The 16,178-nt window shown below is 50.7% G+C and carries 18 protein-coding genes; 8 read left to right on the top strand and 10 right to left on the bottom strand.

The window, feature by feature from the left end:
• Positions 1-126 precede the first annotated feature (126 nt).
• A complete protein-coding gene (gene dnaQ, locus CKW14_RS03405; RefSeq protein ID WP_095124682.1) occupies positions 127-885 on the bottom strand; it encodes a DNA polymerase III subunit epsilon in 759 nt (252 codons plus the stop codon).
• Between the two features lie 94 nt (positions 886-979).
• Between dnaQ and CKW14_RS03400 the strand changes: the two genes are divergently transcribed.
• The 5 genes from CKW14_RS03400 to CKW14_RS29265 all read left to right on the top strand — a co-directional run bounded on the left by CKW14_RS03400 (position 980) and on the right by CKW14_RS29265 (position 6,888).
• Positions 980-2,233, top strand: coding sequence for a site-specific integrase (locus tag CKW14_RS03400; protein WP_095124681.1), 1,254 nt, complete (start codon positions 980-982; stop codon positions 2,231-2,233).
• Positions 2,230-3,834: a site-specific integrase gene (locus tag CKW14_RS03395; protein ID WP_095124680.1), complete on the top strand. Its 1,605-nt coding sequence runs from the start codon at positions 2,230-2,232 to the stop codon at positions 3,832-3,834. The genes CKW14_RS03400 and CKW14_RS03395 overlap by 4 nt, the downstream gene beginning before the upstream one ends.
• Positions 3,831-5,876: a hypothetical protein gene (locus tag CKW14_RS03390; RefSeq protein ID WP_141231776.1), complete on the top strand. Its 2,046-nt coding sequence runs from the start codon at positions 3,831-3,833 to the stop codon at positions 5,874-5,876. The genes CKW14_RS03395 and CKW14_RS03390 overlap by 4 nt, the downstream gene beginning before the upstream one ends.
• The gene (locus tag CKW14_RS03385) at positions 5,869-6,282 is read left to right on the top strand and encodes a hypothetical protein (protein ID WP_095124678.1); all 414 of its coding nucleotides are present in this window, start codon (positions 5,869-5,871) and stop codon (positions 6,280-6,282) included. The genes CKW14_RS03390 and CKW14_RS03385 overlap by 8 nt, the downstream gene beginning before the upstream one ends.
• Before the next feature lie 171 nt (positions 6,283-6,453).
• Entirely contained in the window at positions 6,454-6,888 is a 435-nt protein-coding gene (locus tag CKW14_RS29265; RefSeq protein ID WP_141231775.1) for a hypothetical protein, read from the top strand.
• A 53-nt stretch (positions 6,889-6,941) separates the two neighbouring features.
• Here CKW14_RS29265 and CKW14_RS03375 read toward each other — a convergent pair whose 3' ends face one another.
• The gene (locus CKW14_RS03375) at positions 6,942-7,637 is read right to left on the bottom strand and encodes an HNH endonuclease (protein ID WP_218233132.1); all 696 of its coding nucleotides are present in this window, start codon (positions 7,635-7,637) and stop codon (positions 6,942-6,944) included.
• Between the two features lie 82 nt (positions 7,638-7,719).
• Positions 7,720-8,097: a hypothetical protein gene (locus tag CKW14_RS03370; RefSeq protein WP_095124675.1), complete on the bottom strand. Its 378-nt coding sequence runs from the start codon at positions 8,095-8,097 to the stop codon at positions 7,720-7,722.
• A gap of 479 nt (positions 8,098-8,576) precedes the next feature.
• Between CKW14_RS03370 and CKW14_RS03365 the strand changes: the two genes are divergently transcribed.
• Positions 8,577-9,464 (top strand): hypothetical protein, encoded by an 888-nt coding sequence (locus CKW14_RS03365; protein WP_095124674.1) that lies wholly within the window; start codon positions 8,577-8,579, stop codon positions 9,462-9,464.
• A gap of 118 nt (positions 9,465-9,582) precedes the next feature.
• Here the strand turns inward: CKW14_RS03365 and CKW14_RS03360 are convergent, their stop codons facing one another.
• The 4 genes from CKW14_RS03360 to CKW14_RS03345 all read right to left on the bottom strand — a co-directional run bounded on the left by CKW14_RS03360 (position 9,583) and on the right by CKW14_RS03345 (position 11,689).
• Positions 9,583-10,239, bottom strand: a complete 657-nt coding sequence (locus CKW14_RS03360) for a hypothetical protein (RefSeq protein ID WP_095124673.1) — start codon at positions 10,237-10,239, stop codon at positions 9,583-9,585.
• Positions 10,240-10,615: 376 nt separating this feature from the next.
• Positions 10,616-11,017, bottom strand: coding sequence for a Mov34/MPN/PAD-1 family protein (locus CKW14_RS03355; protein ID WP_095124672.1), 402 nt, complete (start codon positions 11,015-11,017; stop codon positions 10,616-10,618).
• Positions 11,014-11,232: a hypothetical protein gene (locus CKW14_RS03350; RefSeq protein ID WP_095124671.1), complete on the bottom strand. Its 219-nt coding sequence runs from the start codon at positions 11,230-11,232 to the stop codon at positions 11,014-11,016. Before CKW14_RS03350 ends, CKW14_RS03355 begins: the two co-directional genes overlap by 4 nt.
• 148 nt (positions 11,233-11,380) lie before the next feature.
• Positions 11,381-11,689, bottom strand: a complete 309-nt coding sequence (locus CKW14_RS03345; RefSeq protein WP_095124670.1) for a helix-turn-helix domain-containing protein — start codon at positions 11,687-11,689, stop codon at positions 11,381-11,383.
• 123 nt (positions 11,690-11,812) lie between these two features.
• Here CKW14_RS03345 and CKW14_RS03340 point away from each other — a divergent pair, with 123 nt between their 5' ends.
• Together CKW14_RS03340 and CKW14_RS03335 are read left to right on the top strand one after the other, a co-directional pair.
• Positions 11,813-12,331, top strand: a complete 519-nt coding sequence (locus tag CKW14_RS03340; protein ID WP_095124669.1) for a hypothetical protein — start codon at positions 11,813-11,815, stop codon at positions 12,329-12,331.
• 35 nt (positions 12,332-12,366) lie between these two features.
• Positions 12,367-12,558 carry an MbcA/ParS/Xre antitoxin family protein gene (locus tag CKW14_RS03335; protein WP_095124668.1) on the top strand — a complete coding sequence of 64 codons (192 nt, stop codon included), beginning with the start codon at positions 12,367-12,369 and terminating at the stop codon, positions 12,556-12,558.
• A 426-nt stretch (positions 12,559-12,984) separates the two neighbouring features.
• Here the strand turns inward: CKW14_RS03335 and CKW14_RS03325 are convergent, their stop codons facing one another.
• The 3 genes from CKW14_RS03325 to CKW14_RS03315 all read right to left on the bottom strand — a co-directional run bounded on the left by CKW14_RS03325 (position 12,985) and on the right by CKW14_RS03315 (position 15,825).
• The gene (locus tag CKW14_RS03325; protein ID WP_095124666.1) at positions 12,985-13,338 is read right to left on the bottom strand and encodes a hypothetical protein; all 354 of its coding nucleotides are present in this window, start codon (positions 13,336-13,338) and stop codon (positions 12,985-12,987) included.
• Between the two features lie 456 nt (positions 13,339-13,794).
• Entirely contained in the window at positions 13,795-14,697 is a 903-nt protein-coding gene (locus tag CKW14_RS03320; protein WP_095124665.1) for an NmrA family NAD(P)-binding protein, read from the bottom strand.
• A 12-nt stretch (positions 14,698-14,709) separates the two neighbouring features.
• Positions 14,710-15,825, bottom strand: coding sequence for an NADH:flavin oxidoreductase (locus CKW14_RS03315; RefSeq protein WP_176471247.1), 1,116 nt, complete (start codon positions 15,823-15,825; stop codon positions 14,710-14,712).
• Positions 15,826-16,178: the final 353 nt, after the last annotated feature.

Raw genomic sequence — 16,178 nt, 5'->3', positions numbered from 1 at the left:
CAGTGTCCTGAGGCGGCCGAATTGAATCGGCCAATGCACTCAGGGTAGAGGGTTGCAGCGAAAGTGGCGAGGGTGGCCAGTTGGCTTCATGCCGCCAAAAGCAAAGATCGTCCGATCCGTTGATCTTCAAGCCTGGGCGTCAGCTTCCGCGATCTGCGTCCACATCGCCGGGCCACCCGCAGACTTGGCAATAATTTCCAGCCGCACCAGATGCGCCGCCAGTTCTTCTTCCGTCGCACGAATGATCCGCGCAGGCTGACGATCAGCCGGCAAGCGGCGAATCTCGGTCGCCGAGTTGTCCGCGCCCTCGCCCGTGCCATTGCCGTCGGAAGCGTTGCCGGCGAGCGACAGGCTGGTCTGGCCACCGGTCATGGTCAGGTAGACGTCGGCGAGAATCTCCGAGTCGAGCAAGGCGCCGTGCAGTTCACGGCCGGAGTTGTCGACGCCATAACGTTTGCACAACGCATCGAGGCTGTTGCGCTGCCCCGGGTGACGTTCCCGAGCCATCATCAGGGTGTCGAGGATTGAGCAGTGCTGGGTGATGTCAGCGCGATCGTGCTGCCCCATCAGGGCGAATTCGTTGTTGATGAAGCCAACGTCGAACGCCGCGTTGTGGATGATCAGCTGCGCGCCCTTGATGAACTCGAAGAACTCATCGGCCACTTCGGCAAAGCGCGGCTTGCCGACGAGGAATTCGTTGGTGATGCCGTGGACGCCGATGGCGCCTTCATCACTCTCGCGATCCGGCTGCAGGTAAACGTGAAAATGCCGGCCCGTCAGGCGCCGACCGATCAGTTCGACACAACCGATTTCAATGATCCGGTGACCATCGGTCACCGGCATGCCGGTGGTTTCGGTATCGAGTACTACTAACCTGTTAACCATAAAGAGTAAATAACCTCAACCTAGAAGCCCTATGGTAGCAGCCCTCAAGGGAAATCTGCTTCCAAAAATCGGCAAAAAAATGTAAAAACCAAAAATGAAAAATATAAAGTCCGACCAGAAACGTAAACAGAAACTCAAGGTAAAGGAGTACATTGCCCGGAACGGCCGGCGATTCTCCCTCCTTTATGATACCGATGGCGATGGTTTTCCGCTGTTTTACCCAACGGCCTACACAAGCCTGCGGACAGCCAGCCTGACCGCCAACACCCAAAGGGCGAACCTGTACGTCCTGAAAAGCCTCTACACCTGGGCTAACGAGCATGGCATAGACCTTGAGCTAAGGTTCGCCACCAAGAAGCTGCTATCACTCCCAGAAGTGGAGTCCCTTACTCAGCACATCTCAGTTAGCTGCCGCGACAACGATGGTTCGCAGGTTAGTGGCAGGCGCATCAACAACTCGCTGAGCGTGCTTGCCCTCTATCTGTCCTGGCTCTTTGGGCGCCTCATCCAGGACTCGAACGCACCGGAAAACTATGCGCTCATCGAGAAGCTAGAGAAGAGCCTGTTGGAGCGCAAGGTCAAACCCGGTTCATCTTCAGCAGCAAAACAAAAGCAGATCGACAAAAAGCTGAATGTGGTCACTCGCGAAGCGCTGCTGGAGATCTTCGCCAATCCTTACGATGACGACGCGACCGAATTTGATAAGGGAATAGCCTTTCGCAACGCGCTGGCACTGTACATTCTTTACGACACTGGCATGAGGGTCGGAGAACTTTTAAGCCTGAAGTTAGAGCATTTCCTTCCTGCCAGCGGCGGTGATCATGCCTACATTGCTGTTGAGCGCAATCATGATGACAAATACGACCGTCGCCTAATGCAGCCTGTCGCAAAGACATTAGGCCGAGACATCGCGATCTCTCCCGAACTTGAAAAGAAGATCCTTGAATACTTGGGGACTTGGCGTGCCGACATCCCAAATGTGGGCTTTGAGAAGACCGCTTTCATTTTCGTAAAGCACAAAAAGGGAGAGGGTCAGGGACGAGAGATCACTTTGAATACTTTCAGGGCTGCTCTTACGGAGATGATCAAAAAAGACGCTCGCCTGAAGCATCTCCACCCTCACCTGCTCCGTCACGACTGGAATTACCGCTTCTCGTTGAAGTGTGAGGAAGAGGATGTGAGCGAGGCGAAAGAACGCTCTGACAGAGAGTATCTCATGGGCTGGGCAGCGGGATCAGAGTCCGCAAAAACCTATGATCGTCGATACGTCCGCGAGTCCGCATTTAAAACAGGTTTGGCTATTGCTGAAGACACAGCAAAAGACAGCAAAAAAAGGAAGGCAAAATGAACGCCCCTGAAAGGTCGGAAGTCCCGGAGCCGATTCTGGCTACTCTTGAAGAATTCGATAAAAGCAGCGTTAAAAACAAGAGAGGATACATAGCGGAGTTCAATGACGACCGCCTAATTGTGGTTGGCCATTATGGAATGACGATTACTCCAATTCTCGCCATGGACAAGCAAACCGTTGATGGATTCAAATCAATGATCACAACGGTTGGCCGCACTGGAAAACTTTCCGCAAATACAATGCGCAGTCGAATCAGATGCTTGGTAAAGGTTCTGCGAACTAACCCAACCTCAAAGCTTACACCGAGCTCCTACGCAAAACTTATTGCAAATGAAGATAACGTTACCGCCAACAACATCGGAAACCTCCTAATTACTTGGCATGCACTTGGCATCCCCGGTGTTAGTGACGAGGTGATTGACACTATTCATCGGTTTCACCGCCCCTATCATAAGTCGAATAGTAGGGCCATCGCAGGAAATATCGATACGGGCTGGTATTCGGAACAAGAATATGACGACCTAGTCAGTACGTTGTGGTACGACTATGGCACAGGCCAGGTAAGTTTACAAAATAGCGTAGCCGCACTCTTAAATGCTCAATACGGCAGACGCCCCAAACAACTTTCATATTTAAAAAACATGGATTTTGAGTCTGCGGGGGCAACCTTTGGGGTCTCTGGAAAGCGCGTATCCTTTCCTAGCGTAAAGGATGAACACTCCGGGGAGTTTCGCGACGGAAAATTTGAAGTTCACCCAATGGGTGATGACCTCTGGGACATCTGTCAACTTCAGATCAAAAGCTCCATCGAAGCCTTTGAGAGTTTTTTTGGAAAAAGTTTAAGTAAGACCGAACGAGACCAGCTGCCTTTTTTTCTCACACTTCATGAGCCGGCGCTTAGGAGAAGAAAAAAGTACGCAGACACATACGCAGCTGGGGATGAATACTATTACTCATTACTCTGGCATAAAAGCTCGTCATCAATCATCCAGATCCTTCAAAGAAAAGAAGGTAGCCCCGTGATTTCTGAAAGGACAGGAGAGCGGCTTCACGAGTTTGCATATCGGATGCGACACACTCGCGCCCGTCAATTGGCAAGACTGGGTGTGCCGAGGAAGATTCTTCAGTACTGGTTGGGTCACGAGTCACCAACTTCTCTAGATTCTTACTATGACGATCCAGCTGAACGCGCGCGAACCCTCAATAACGACATTGGGACGCTCTTGGCTCCTCTGGCACAAGCATTCAGCGGGGTAATCAGGGATGACGAGTCCCACGCTATTCGAGGCGATGACCCTACCAGCCGAATTGAACTGGACGGACGCAAGGGTGTTGGCACTTGCGGTGAATCGGGATATTGCTCCGCGTCAGTACCGATCCCCTGCTACCGGTGTAGCAAATTTCAGCCCTGGGTGTATGGGCCACACGAAGAGGTCTTGATTCGGCTGATCGACCGCCAAGAAGAAGAGAACAACATCCATTTGCCAAGCAAATCACGCCGCATGCTAGCGCCTCTTCAGCTTGACAAAGACATCAGAGCCGTAAAGAACGTTATTGCATTGTGCGAGAAACGCAAAGCCGAATTGGAAAATACACGATGATTACACCAACACCTTTCAAGTCAAAAGCTGTCATCACAAATTCGCAAAATCTAGCCAATTATATTTTCAATGCCAGATACGCAAACCCAACATATCACAGCCTCCCCAACTTTAACTGGAGCGATAGTGTATGGACTTTACCTCGTGGAAGGCTTCGCTTTTTAAATTTGGCGAATGCAGGCGTGCATAAAAGCGTCACACCTGCTGCAAACCAACAACTGGATCCTGAGTTCATGGAATTCGCCAAAGCTTACATAGTAGAAACTCGACGAGGTGACCCAAGCAAGGTACCGTCAAAAGACCTATCTATCATAATGGTCGTTGAACAAGCGCTCATTGAAATAGACGGTTATGCAGACATTACTCGGTTATCAGAGCAGCACCTCGACCGCGCCTCTGCGATCATCAAAAAGACCTATGTCGATCTTTTAGGAATGGGCGCGGCGCTAAAAAATCTGGTTGACGAGGTCACCAAGCACAACATTACTTCTAGCGGCATTCGTCACTGGCAACATCCATTTCGGGGGCTGAGAGAACCTGGCGCCAGCTACGACCGAGAAACGAAGCTTCCCTTGGACGAAACTCTGTTGGCGCTCGCCGAAATCTTTGCAAACGGCCACTCAGGCGATCTCAATGATGAGGCAACCTACATTACGAGTATTACGGCCATATTCCTTTCGGCACCTTTTCGTATCAACGAACAAAGCTGGCTGAAGCTTGCATCGCTTGAAGAGGATTCCGATACGCTCGGTCAACCCCAGAAATTCCTGCGACACTATTCTCCAAAGATCAATAAAATGGTCACGAAAGAGATCCCCGAAGTAATGGCAGGCCATTGTGAAGAGGCCTTCCGACGCTTGGAAAAAATCACTGAGGAAGGTCGAAAGCTTGCGCGTTATTACGAATCAGGCGCGAAGGACTTCTATCCACACGAGACCTGTCCTGTCGTTCCACCCAATCAGCCACTGACACGCGAGCAAGCTGTCGCAGCACTGGGCCGCCCGACCCTTAAGTCTGCCGAAAACCTGATGAAATGGATGACTGGGCATCGTAAGTTGGCAGGATGGACTCTTAGGACGTTATGGGCAGCCGTGGTTGAGTACCATAAAAAAAACAACCCATTCTTTCCTTACCAGGTAGACCCGAGGCTCTGCTCCATAACGCCGCCCAAAATGTCGGAATCACTCCTTTGCTTCCGCGAATTCCAATTGGCGGATGGTTTTGCAACCAGCCCGATTTTCTTGGCGCCCATCAATCGCGATTACTACAACAAACGCCTGTCTCAGAACAACGTGAGCAAGCTCAATGGCAAGACGTACCCTTCCTTCTTGCACCGGCATGGTTACGAAAACATCACCCTGAAATCACACCAGCTTCGGCACTTCTTGAACACCGCCACCCAGGAGGCGGGAGTCGCCATTGAACGAATCACCGCATGGAGTGGGCGGGCATCTGTCCCACAGTCGCGAACGTACATGCATAAAGACCCGAAACGGACAGCACGGGAAATCGGCGACCGTTTGATACCCATGGCGGACATTACGCACACCCCGATTACGGAGGGAGAATACGACGTTCGAGACAAGGGCAACATCATCACAACCCGGTACGGCATTTGTACTCACCCGTGGACGGTTTCAGCCTGCGAGAAAGCTGCCGATTGCTTGAACTGTTCCGAGTTGCTGCATTGCAAGGGACACAAGAACTCACTCAAAGCAGTGGAACGCGAGCGCGATCACGTCGCGGAAAACCTGGAAGCAGCGCTCAAGGAAATCGAAGCAGGCAATCGTGCGGCAACGCGTTGGGTCGATCGCCATCAACTGTATCTAGTGCGCCTCAATGAGATTGTGGCGATGCACCGTAACCCGGCAATACCGGATGGCAGCCCTGTGCAGATGGCCGGTAATGACTTCACCCATGCCAAACGAATACTGACGATCAAGCACCCGGAAATGCTTGAAACCGGTGGGCTCAGTGACGTCTACAGCGACGATTTGTTAAGCTGCCTGAAAGAACTAATGGAAGAAAATACAGATGCCTAGTGCGTTCACCGCCAAGGAGATTAAAGCTATAACGTCCATTATCAGAGAGTGGCCGTTGAAGAAAAAGCTAACTTGGGAGGCCATATGCGAGGCCTCTCAATCGGCTTTGGGTTTTGTTCCTACTCGCCAAGCGCTGGCCGGTAAAGCATTGGTTGTTAACGCTTACAAAGTTAAAAAAGCGGAGATCATTTCAGACCGAGATCGCACCGCAAGCATGCCGTTGCCTAAGAGCCTCACAGCTGCCGCAGAGCAAATTCTGAGGCTGCAGGAAGAGAACAAACGGCTAAAAAATGAATTGCAGCTTATGGCTGAAACGGCTCAGATATTCATTCACAACGCTGCATTGAATGGCCTGACTCGGGACAAGCTGATGAACCCTATCCCTAGGCCAGACAGAAAAGGTTAGCCAGGAGGAGGCTATTCGCCAGACAGTGAGGTCGCCGCCCTTGGTTCAGCTCCATTCTTGCCATGCCCTCATTAGCATGAGCACAGACTGTAATTTCTTGACCATGGTTTGGGATGAATGGCTAAAGGACTTGTGAGAGGATCTTCGGTACCCCATCGCCGAGGAAACATCATGATTGCTGCGTTCAACAATGCCCTGTCACATCACGGGATAGATCCTCCCAAGCGTTCAGTTTATCTATCGCTTGTTGCCGCATCTCCTTGTATGGCGCTTGCCGCCTTATGGAATCAGGGCGACCTGACTGTTATAAGTGCATCGATCACCTTGTCAATGTCTGCTTATCTGTATTTGCGTTTAGAGACGATTCAAAATCGCTTCCGACCAGCATGGGCAGAAGAGTATGAAAGGAAGCTTAGGGAGCTCATGGCGCAACTTGCTTGTGAAGGCCTTTCTGCAGCTGAGCGTCAGAAATTACTGAGTCGAGTGGGCGATCTCAAAGACCGCTATCATCTGGTGACCTCGTCGCAGGTGACCTATCGCTGGGTCAAGCGCCAAGCCTATGCAATGTTGGTCATCGGCAGACTACTGCGCCTCAACATTCGCTAACGTTCCAGAGCTTCACGATGATCCGTTATGAAGCTCTAAAAATGAGGGCAACATCAATTCGGCAGTAGCGGATTTCTCTGCGCTTCTTTGACGTATTCTTTTAGCGCATCCACGCGATGCAATAGCTCATCAGAGTGTGCGAGCCGGTGACAGTTGGCGCACAGAAGCGCTAGATCTTCCAGCTTGGTCTTGCCCTTGTGATTCTCATGGGACAGTGGAATCTGATGATGACACTCAATGACCCGGAAACCCGCCTCGCCATACATTGCAAAGAAATCGATAGTGCACGCTTCACACTCAAGCTTTCCTGTTTGATCGAAACGCTCCCACTTCAAACGCAGCGAGAGGCCGTTGGCCCGTTCACGCCGCCGATGCTTGACCAGCCGCAGAGAACCTTCCGCATACTCTTGGGAAGCTAGACCATCCATCGCCTTCAAGAACTTGAAACGAAGCGATGTGACTTGATCAGATTTCGCGGCCAGCCCGGGCAAATCACATTGGTTGTAGAAATCAAAATTTTTAAGGACATGAACGAAAACCTTGGATGAGCCCTCGTCGAGTAAGGCGTCTCTCCATTCGTCAGAGCAAACCTTCCCATCAGGCCCCTGCCCACCACACCGATCATATGAAGGGCACGATTGCAGACACTCCAAGTGACTCTGCAAGTGCCAACCGGCCTGACCGGGCATTATTGAATCCAAAATCTGTTGGTCTTTCTTGGTTAAATTTACGGCTTCTTGTACCAGCATTGGTATCTCCATGAGCCTGCAAGATTGATCAATAGGCGATTGGTGACTATTTCGCTTCTTCACTCTGCACCCGCTGATTAAGTCAGATAAATCGACACCATTTTATCTCTAGGAAAAAATCTTTCGCCCTTATTTCACTCCTGATGTGCTGAAAGAGTCGGAGTCTTTCCCGCCGCAAGCCGGAAGGCGTGTGAGCACTCCAAAACTTTTTCTTTAGAAAAGCGTTCACCATCTTTTGGTTAACCACTTCCACCCGTACAATTCGCAGCAGTCCCTTCGGGATATGCTGAGTGATCACGACTCTCCACGGATTGAAATCGATACAGGTTGCTTGGGGAAGAGGCGTATACGAACTTGGATTTCCTCCGACCGCAGGGGGGCCATACCAGGCGACCACAATGTCCACGCCCGTTTTAGTAATGTTACCCGCAAGATTTGTCTGCTGATCCCAAAGATTCATGCAGGAGTCACCATTCAGAGGGTCGCCACTCACGGGGTTGAAATAACCATCCCTGAGTATGCTTAGGGCACATTCAATACTCGTTCTATGTCGGTAAATGGCAGTCGGTATCAAAGCCACTAGCAATCCCCTTTTGCGCTGTAGACAGGCCATGATTGGGCCATGAGCAATGCTCCTGGTTTTTTCGCATGGGCGCAATGGATACTCTTCCTTCCACCAAGACACGGGCGGAAAAGACAAATGAGACACAACCCTCGAATATTACTGAGAACACTTCGTAAATCAGCAAAGATAAGTGTCGCGCTGGAAGCGATGCGAGCATTTGTGGATGAGCACACTTGGCGCTCCTGGGAACCCTTGAAAGGAGCAAAATATGACCGTCAGCCGTCCGAAAAAGCGCTGTGGAGCTTTTTCCAACGCTCCGGGATTGAGATGCCGCAGGAATTCAAAGCGCGCACGAATGGCAAACCATTGGGCGTGTGCTGTCGATTGCCACCTACAAGGTTGGGGTTGGCAAGCCCCCCATCACGATTAGTTTGGCGGCACAGTTGGTTCAACAACACTTCAAGATTGCCGTTGTCACTAACGATGGTGTGTTCCGTGGAATGACCAATGGCGGCCGAGGGTTCATCCCTGGCACCCGAGTTAGTAAAATTGACTTTTATGACGAGCGCGACATCAAAGTCTCAACTGCAGATATCAAGAGATTGAAAAAGGAGATCAGTGATAACGCTACTAGCCTGCCAAAGGCAGAACAGCACATCGAAAGCATCATTTACAGTCACGTTATGGAGACGTTAGAACGAAAAGAGAAAGCCAATGAGGGTCTCAGCGACATGATCACTCGGTACGACCATGTGTTTCTCGACATCAACGTGAACACTGAGCTGATACGAAGATATGCAGACTTGGTTGAAGTGATTGCCGACAGTGATTGTTACAACTCTATCCATAGTGGCCAGGCGTTCGTCACGGCCATGAGAGCGATCAAGTGTCGCAGGGTTGCGCCCTCTTTTTTCGGGCTGGTAACCAACTGCGACGACGGCGGAGTCAACAGTGAACTGGAAGAGTTCGTCGGAGAACCGCCCGACCTGAACGATGAAATTCATGAGCAGCTTAGGCAAGCCAAGCGTGCGGAGTATCAGCGTCGCGAGCGTATTTACCAAACGATCCGAGCGCTGGACTTCCCGATACTCTCGACCGAAATGACGGCCTCATACAAAGTCTCGATTAAGCATTACAATGAGGATCGGGAGATTTTGGAAGGTTTTTGCTATTCGCATTCTTTTGCAGACGTAGCTCCGAACTCTCACGCTGCTGGAGAAATTCGGCGACTGGCAGAGGAACTGATCAACAGTCGGTTGTAGATAAAATGTAAAAGAGATGTAGCGACCAACCACGACGTCAAATTTTCCTAGAGCGGTGCCAACTCATCCGTGAACCGGTATATTCTTTTGGAAACTCAGTTACTCGCCTTAAAAAATATCATCTACGCACTGACTGCACCTTAGAGAAAACGAAGGGTATCGCAGCGAAGAACAAAACACTTAAAAGTGATTCAGCATAGGTTTTTTCATAATATAACCATACAGAGGTAGCTCCTATGGGAACGCAGAAAACAACAAAAACCAACATAGTTATTGCCGCAAATATCCGCTCCGTCACTTCTTTAAACGAATCCACGAGCGGTGATATAAATCTGGCAATAAACTCAGCGACAAGCATTAAAGGAATATAAAAAATCGCCGAGATTATGAAAAAAATGAACTGAAGGTTAGTTTTCCCGACGGGAATTGCAGGAAGATACTCTCCAACAAATCTAGCATTGCTGAGGTAAACCTCGCCACTTGAAAACAAAGCCTTAAACAATGGAGGCGTGGAAATCGAGAGATAAAGCATACCAAACGTGACGAAATAGAAAACAAATTTTACCGCTGTTTCATCAGCCTTTTGACGATTCTTTGCTCGCCTATCTAACTCAACAGATTCAACCGATTCGATTGATTCAACGGCTGTACTTTTATGCTTTTGAACAGGTGCTGGGATAGGCTGATTACTCCTAAGCCTCCATAGCGACAAAATGCCTGCATAAATGAATGACGCCACAACATTGAGCACTAGACTCCAGAGATCACTAGCCATAGAAACTTCTTAACTGTCCGAAAGTTAACGGTGCTGCCCCAAAGTCCCTCGAATCCCGGCTTCTCTGGGTACAAGTCATCAGCAAAATGCCGCCGTAGACCCTGCAATATTAATATCAAATAGCCACCCACTCAACCTTTAGCGAACAGATTCGGCCCCCCAGGTGGCGGCCCCCGCCCTCAATAGATCCCCTTGCATGTCTTGGACTACAGGCTTCGCAGTCATTTTCGCGGTTGGCTCGAAGTTAAAAAAGTATGGCCTTGAAGCGATCAATGAACGACTAGCTAATGAGATCGGGCCGAGCATCCAAAAGTGGGCTGGCATTCGAACATGAGCACCCGTCCCTATACCCAAAACCAAAACGCATGCATATGGATCAACGTAAGAAAAACCCTACCGCACCTTTAGCAACAATCACCATGAGCGCTGGCAACCCTTCTATGCTCATCTGGCGATGCAGGGTATTCAGCAGGTTTTCGTCGAGCTGACTCGAGCGCGCAGGACAGCCATCGGGATGCGAATGCCATTCACCCAAATAATCCACCATGCCCGCTGTACGGTTATGTACCAATTTCAGCGCTTTTGCCTGGCCTTCTTGGCCTCTGATGAAATGGCTCGGACTGGTCTCGCTGTCTGGCGGCGCCGGCAGTATGTCAACAATGACAATCGTTTTCGTTTTCAGATCCGTGACGACGAGGATCGCGCCACCTGTTTCGTTGGGCACAGCCTTTTGCCGATCGGCGTACAGGCCACAATTGAAGCAGAGGGTAGGACTCATGACCTGCGGTTGAGCTTGAATGCAACCAAAGCTTCAAGCGCCTGAGCAACACTCATTCCCTCACGCTCCTTATTGATCACAAAGTCCGCGTCGAACACAGCAGGATCAGTCTCCGTAAAGTCTGGATAACCCGCTTCGGCATGCTTTCGTGCGTTATCAATCACCGATTGCAGCCCCTCACGCTCAGCCAGGGACACCGCCTTTTTTCGATTCAACTAGGTTACTCCAGTCAAAGGATAGGCGCAGATCATAAATCAAGCCGGCGGCAACGTAGGTGCCGAAGACGGTAGACCGAAAGCGAGACGTTCCGCTTGCTCCCCTGCGTAGGCCCGAAGTGCCCATAAAACTTTTCGGATCCAGATATCAGTGTTTGAAAGCGAGGTTTTCAACCTGATCAACCACATCCTTTCGATCCTTCGTTTTCAACAAATGAAAGCACTGCAGCAGATGCGCTGTCTCATCGTCCTCGCAGTAAAAATACGGCACCGGCAGATTCATGACTGCAGCGATCTGCTTCACGATGCTTTCACCAGGCTGGTGAACGCCCTTCTCGTACTGAGACATCCTCGCAGAGGCCGTGGCCGGCTCAATGCCCGCTTCAATCCCCAAGCGCTCCTGTGAAAAGCCCCTTAGCTTGCGCGCCTCTTTCAAACGCTTGCCGAACGTACTCATTTTCTCATCGCCGAAAGGCTAAGAGATTCTTAGATTCGCTTTGACGACATACTAAGTATTCCTTAGTATTTAGAAGAAATATCCTTTTGCCATCACTCAGCGACGCAAGGACAGGGAATCAAGATGAAGGAAATGCAGATCGTAGACGGTCGGCTCGACGAGAAATCGCGCGGCTTCGGCGGCGACATGGTGAGCTACCATTTTTGGAAAATCGAAGGCAAAAAACTCGAACCGATCGAAATCCCAGACGTGCTGGATGCTCACGTCAGGGCGGGGGATCGCGTTCGAGTGACAGCACAGCTGGGTAAGGACAAGGTCTACAGAATCTGGGCAATGCAAGTGGCAGGGGAGCCTGTTCGCTCGGTGGTTAATATTCCCTTCATTGGCGTCTCCCTAGGGAGGCTCGGCATCTTTCCGTTAGCGGTCGCCATCTTTAGTATTTTTGTTGCCTACGGTTTCTGGACAAACAGCGCCAACCACCGAAGCTTTCACGGTTCTTCCTACCAGCTAGCCTGGATCGCGCTGAATTTGTTCGTCAGCTATCGCTATATGGTTAAGCCAATATTGATCATCACGCGCGGCATCAAGGCGTTCCGTGAATATTGCGCCAAGACCCCTGCTTCCGCCTCTACAGCCAAATGAGATGAACCAGTCGCAATAGAGTGCCAGGAGTAAAAGTGAACAACGTCGAGCAGATCCAACACCAAGCCGAGCTTGTCTTTGGCAACAAAAAGAAAGCCGATCATTGGCTGAGCCAGCCGACAGTTGAAACCGGTGATTGCTCGCGGTTGCAACTGGCTCACAGTCAGATGGGATATGAAGTCGTGAAAGCAGAACTTGATAGGCTCAACCATGGGTTCGCCAGTTAATGCACTCCTTCGTCGAGGATCGACATGATCACGTTTGATCTCAACACAAACGACGCCGAGGCTTTGCTTCAACATGCGCAAACATTCGAACCGGATTCGGGCGATGCTCGTGAAGATCGGCGACTGCGCGAGGCACTGCTCGATCTGAGCCACGCGCTTTTATCGCATCTGCAAAGACAGACACACGAGACAAGTCCTAACTCAAACGCAGCCCAGCACAACTCCTTGGTGCAGCCCCTTCTCCTTTAGCTCTACGAGCGATGCACAGAGCCTTTGAAGCCCCCTCTTCATCCATCGCTCGCTTGCCGCTACGCGATGTCGAGATCTGACGGCTGTCACCTTTGAAGCCTCTTGGCTCGCTACACCACTCGCCCAGAAACAAATAGATCCTGGGTGCTTTTAGCCTGGCTTCACCTTCATTACGCATCAAACGCTTACGTCGAGCGCGAGCCTAAGTTCGATGAATTCAGCCGGCAAAACCTCTATCGGTATTGCCTGTAGCAGCGCCTGATAAAGCCTGGATTTTTCGCCCAGACTTACCGCGACTTTGTCCCGAGTGCTGCCCCAGCGTCGCTTGCCGGCGCGTTGGTAACCTTCTTGCACCGCCGCCAACGCTTCGGCACCGAGCCATTCGACGCGTAGATAGCCGACCGTGTCTACCGCTCTGCGTTTTACTGGACGCGCTAAGCATGCGGACACAACTGTGACAAGGTTTTGTGCGCAGAGATGGGCCAGCGCCAGTTGGTAGAGTTGTCCCTCAATGGGGGTCGTGATACGCATGTCAAATCCTTACCACTTGTACGAACCCATTGGATGCTCATCGTGGAGAACGCTGCATCCATCGCAGCTGTCTAACAGACGTAGCTAAGCCAAAATCCCCAAAGACGCACAACCTACATTAACAGTTTTACAACTAAGCCTTTGGGTGGTGAGTAGCGTCATTTACTTTCGCTACGCTATCCCATTCCTTACCTCGGCAGTTGGAACTGTATAGTGTGACTAGCGTGCCGCCAGAATTGAATAATCCCTCCAGACGAAAACGTAAACACAAGTGAAAGTGTCGATTTTTCTCCCGCGTTCGCTCATCATGGCCGGACGGTTATGCTGAAAAATGCTTTCCAGCGATCTGAAAGACTGAAAGAACGACGAGGATTGAGTGAATTTCAACAGGCACCTGTATTTGGAGAATGCTGACGCCCCCAAAGCCGGAATACACCCCATTATTCCAACGTATCTCTAGTGCCCAGTGATCGTAATTAGCTCTTCCCGATGCTGAAGAATCCATTGCTTAAGTGTTAAAGCGTGTTCTCCGGTGACGTGCGGAACATCATTTCGAACGCATCCTAGATACCCCATTCGCCCATCAACTATTTGTCGCATGATCTCGACGCCACCATCTGCATACCACGACTCCACCGGGATACTTGCCGATGTGAAAATAGCCTGAAATTCTGCCGGGCCAAGGACTTTGGCGGCAATCTCTTTTCCGAGTAGTTCGCTTAGAAGTTTGGCGAGCTCAGGCCCAGTAGCAACATCGCTGCTAAGCCAGTACTCTTTTCCAGCGTGCTTCGCCGGCCCCTCCTGAAGCGCGGTAGCTGCAACCAGCGCGATATCCGCCGCCGCAACCCAGCCGGTTCGATATTCGTTCCAGTAAGTGGTCAGGGTGTCACCCTTTAAGCAAAGGGTAAGTATGTTTTCCATAAACATATTGGGATGAAGGAATGTCCAAGAAATTCCGCTGGTTTTAATGTACGCCTCAACCAATTGATGCCAGGCAAAGGCTGGCCCCGTACAATCCCATTCTCCAAACACACCGAGGTGCACGATATGTTTAACACCGGCTTTGCTCGCCGCATCCACCAGCGTTTTGCTCTGCGCAAGCATGGCTACGGTATAGCCGGTTAAAAGGAAAACTCTATCCACGCCCGCGAGCGCGGCTCCGAAAGTTCGTGGGTCGTCTAGATCGAGGTGAACAATGTCCTTTCCCTCGCCGCTTAAACGATGAACCTCCTCAAGTCTGCGGGAAGTAATCCTAACGTCAACGTCAAGGCTGCCCTCCAGATTGGAAACTACTTTCTTACCTATTTGCCCACTGGAACCTATAACCAATACTCGCGCTTTACTTTGCTTTATATTCATGACGCTCTCTTCCTAATTTTCTTTTATGAATTTCCACATGGAAAGCCCATTTCGCAGCGCATGCACAAACTTCGGCGACACTCCGAGCGCATAGAGCTCTTCAAGCGCGAGCGGAAAACTTTGAATTTCGAAGTCAGGGCGAGCAGCCCTTTTCGGCCAGTCCGGGGCTAATATCGCCGCGCGGCCCAAAGCAACCATATCGGCACCATCGTTGAGCGCATCTTGAACGTCTTGCGGGGTTAACAACGATCCACTTGCCACTACGGGAATGTCGCTCCTTAAAACGTCCCTAACCCGCGAGAGATTTGTCTGCTTTTGAGTGGGATATTTCCAGGATACTTCCTTAGCGTTCATGGCCGAGAGATTCAGGTAAGTAAACCCCACATCGTTCATCATTCGGAGCATCTCCAAGCCTTCGTCAATGTCGAAGCCCCGCCCGTTGTTCCAATCTTCGACAAGAATTTTAACCCCGATGGTGAAGTCGCCGGGTAACTCGCCACGGATTCTCCGCATGGCTTCGAGTAAAAATCGTGCGCGATTTTCCACCGAGCCTCCCCATTTATCTTTTCGCAGGTTCGTGGCTTTGCTAAAAAACTGGGTAAAAAGGTAGCCGTTGGCACCGTGTAGCTCGATTCCGGAGGCCCCAGCCCGCTGCACTCGCCGCGCGCTATCCACTAAAACATCAAGGATGGCTTGGATTTGTTCTTCGCTGAGCTCCCGAGGCTGCTCAAAATCAGGAATAGGAAGTTGAACGACACTTGGGCCCGCCGGCTGTTTACCTCTGTTCAGTTTGGCTTTTGCTCGCATTCCGGAGGGCATGAGTTGAATAATCGACAGCGCCTGCTCCCGCTTAACCATGTCGGCAAAGCAGCGGAGTCCATATTCGTGAGAATCTGAGAAAGCTCCGATCTGCCCTTCTATGTAAATGTCGTCTTCGTAGGGCGAAGCTCCGGCTGTGATGACCGCGCCGAATCCACCTTGGGCACGCATCGTTAACCAGTTCAATTCTTCTTCGCTAAAGCGTCCGTCGGAATGACTTTGCCCATTAGTCATCGGTGCCATAAAGAGCCGATTTTTTACCGTCGCTCCGTTGTTGAAAGTGTAGGGCTGGAAAAACTGTTCGTTCACTTGGGATCCTATTCGTTTGTCAGCGACTGAGTTATCGGTCGTATGCGAGATTCCCACCTGTTTGGCATTTGGCACTTGCAGTTGTATAGAAGCCGTATGTGACTGCGACCAGGCTGTGGAATACAAAGAATGATTTTCGCGCTTTAGCGTATCGAGTTGTAACGGGAAGGAACTTATTGCAATTGTCGCAAACTCAGGCATCTTAGGTTGGCGAACTATTGCAGTTGGCTCTCGGTAAAATCACACGCCTGATCTCATGGATCAAAAGTTCTTCGTCCATAAAGGTGCCTTCATAGACTTTGCCGGTAAGAAGCAGCCTCAGTTTGTACACCCGCATTGCATTCGGTAAGCCA

Source organism: Pseudomonas sp. Irchel s3a12 (assembly GCF_900187485.1).
In the GTDB taxonomy this organism is placed as follows: domain Bacteria; phylum Pseudomonadota; class Gammaproteobacteria; order Pseudomonadales; family Pseudomonadaceae; genus Aquipseudomonas; species Aquipseudomonas neuropathica.
Note: the sequence above shows the minus strand (reverse complement) of the source record. Positions and strands in the feature narration are given on the sequence as shown.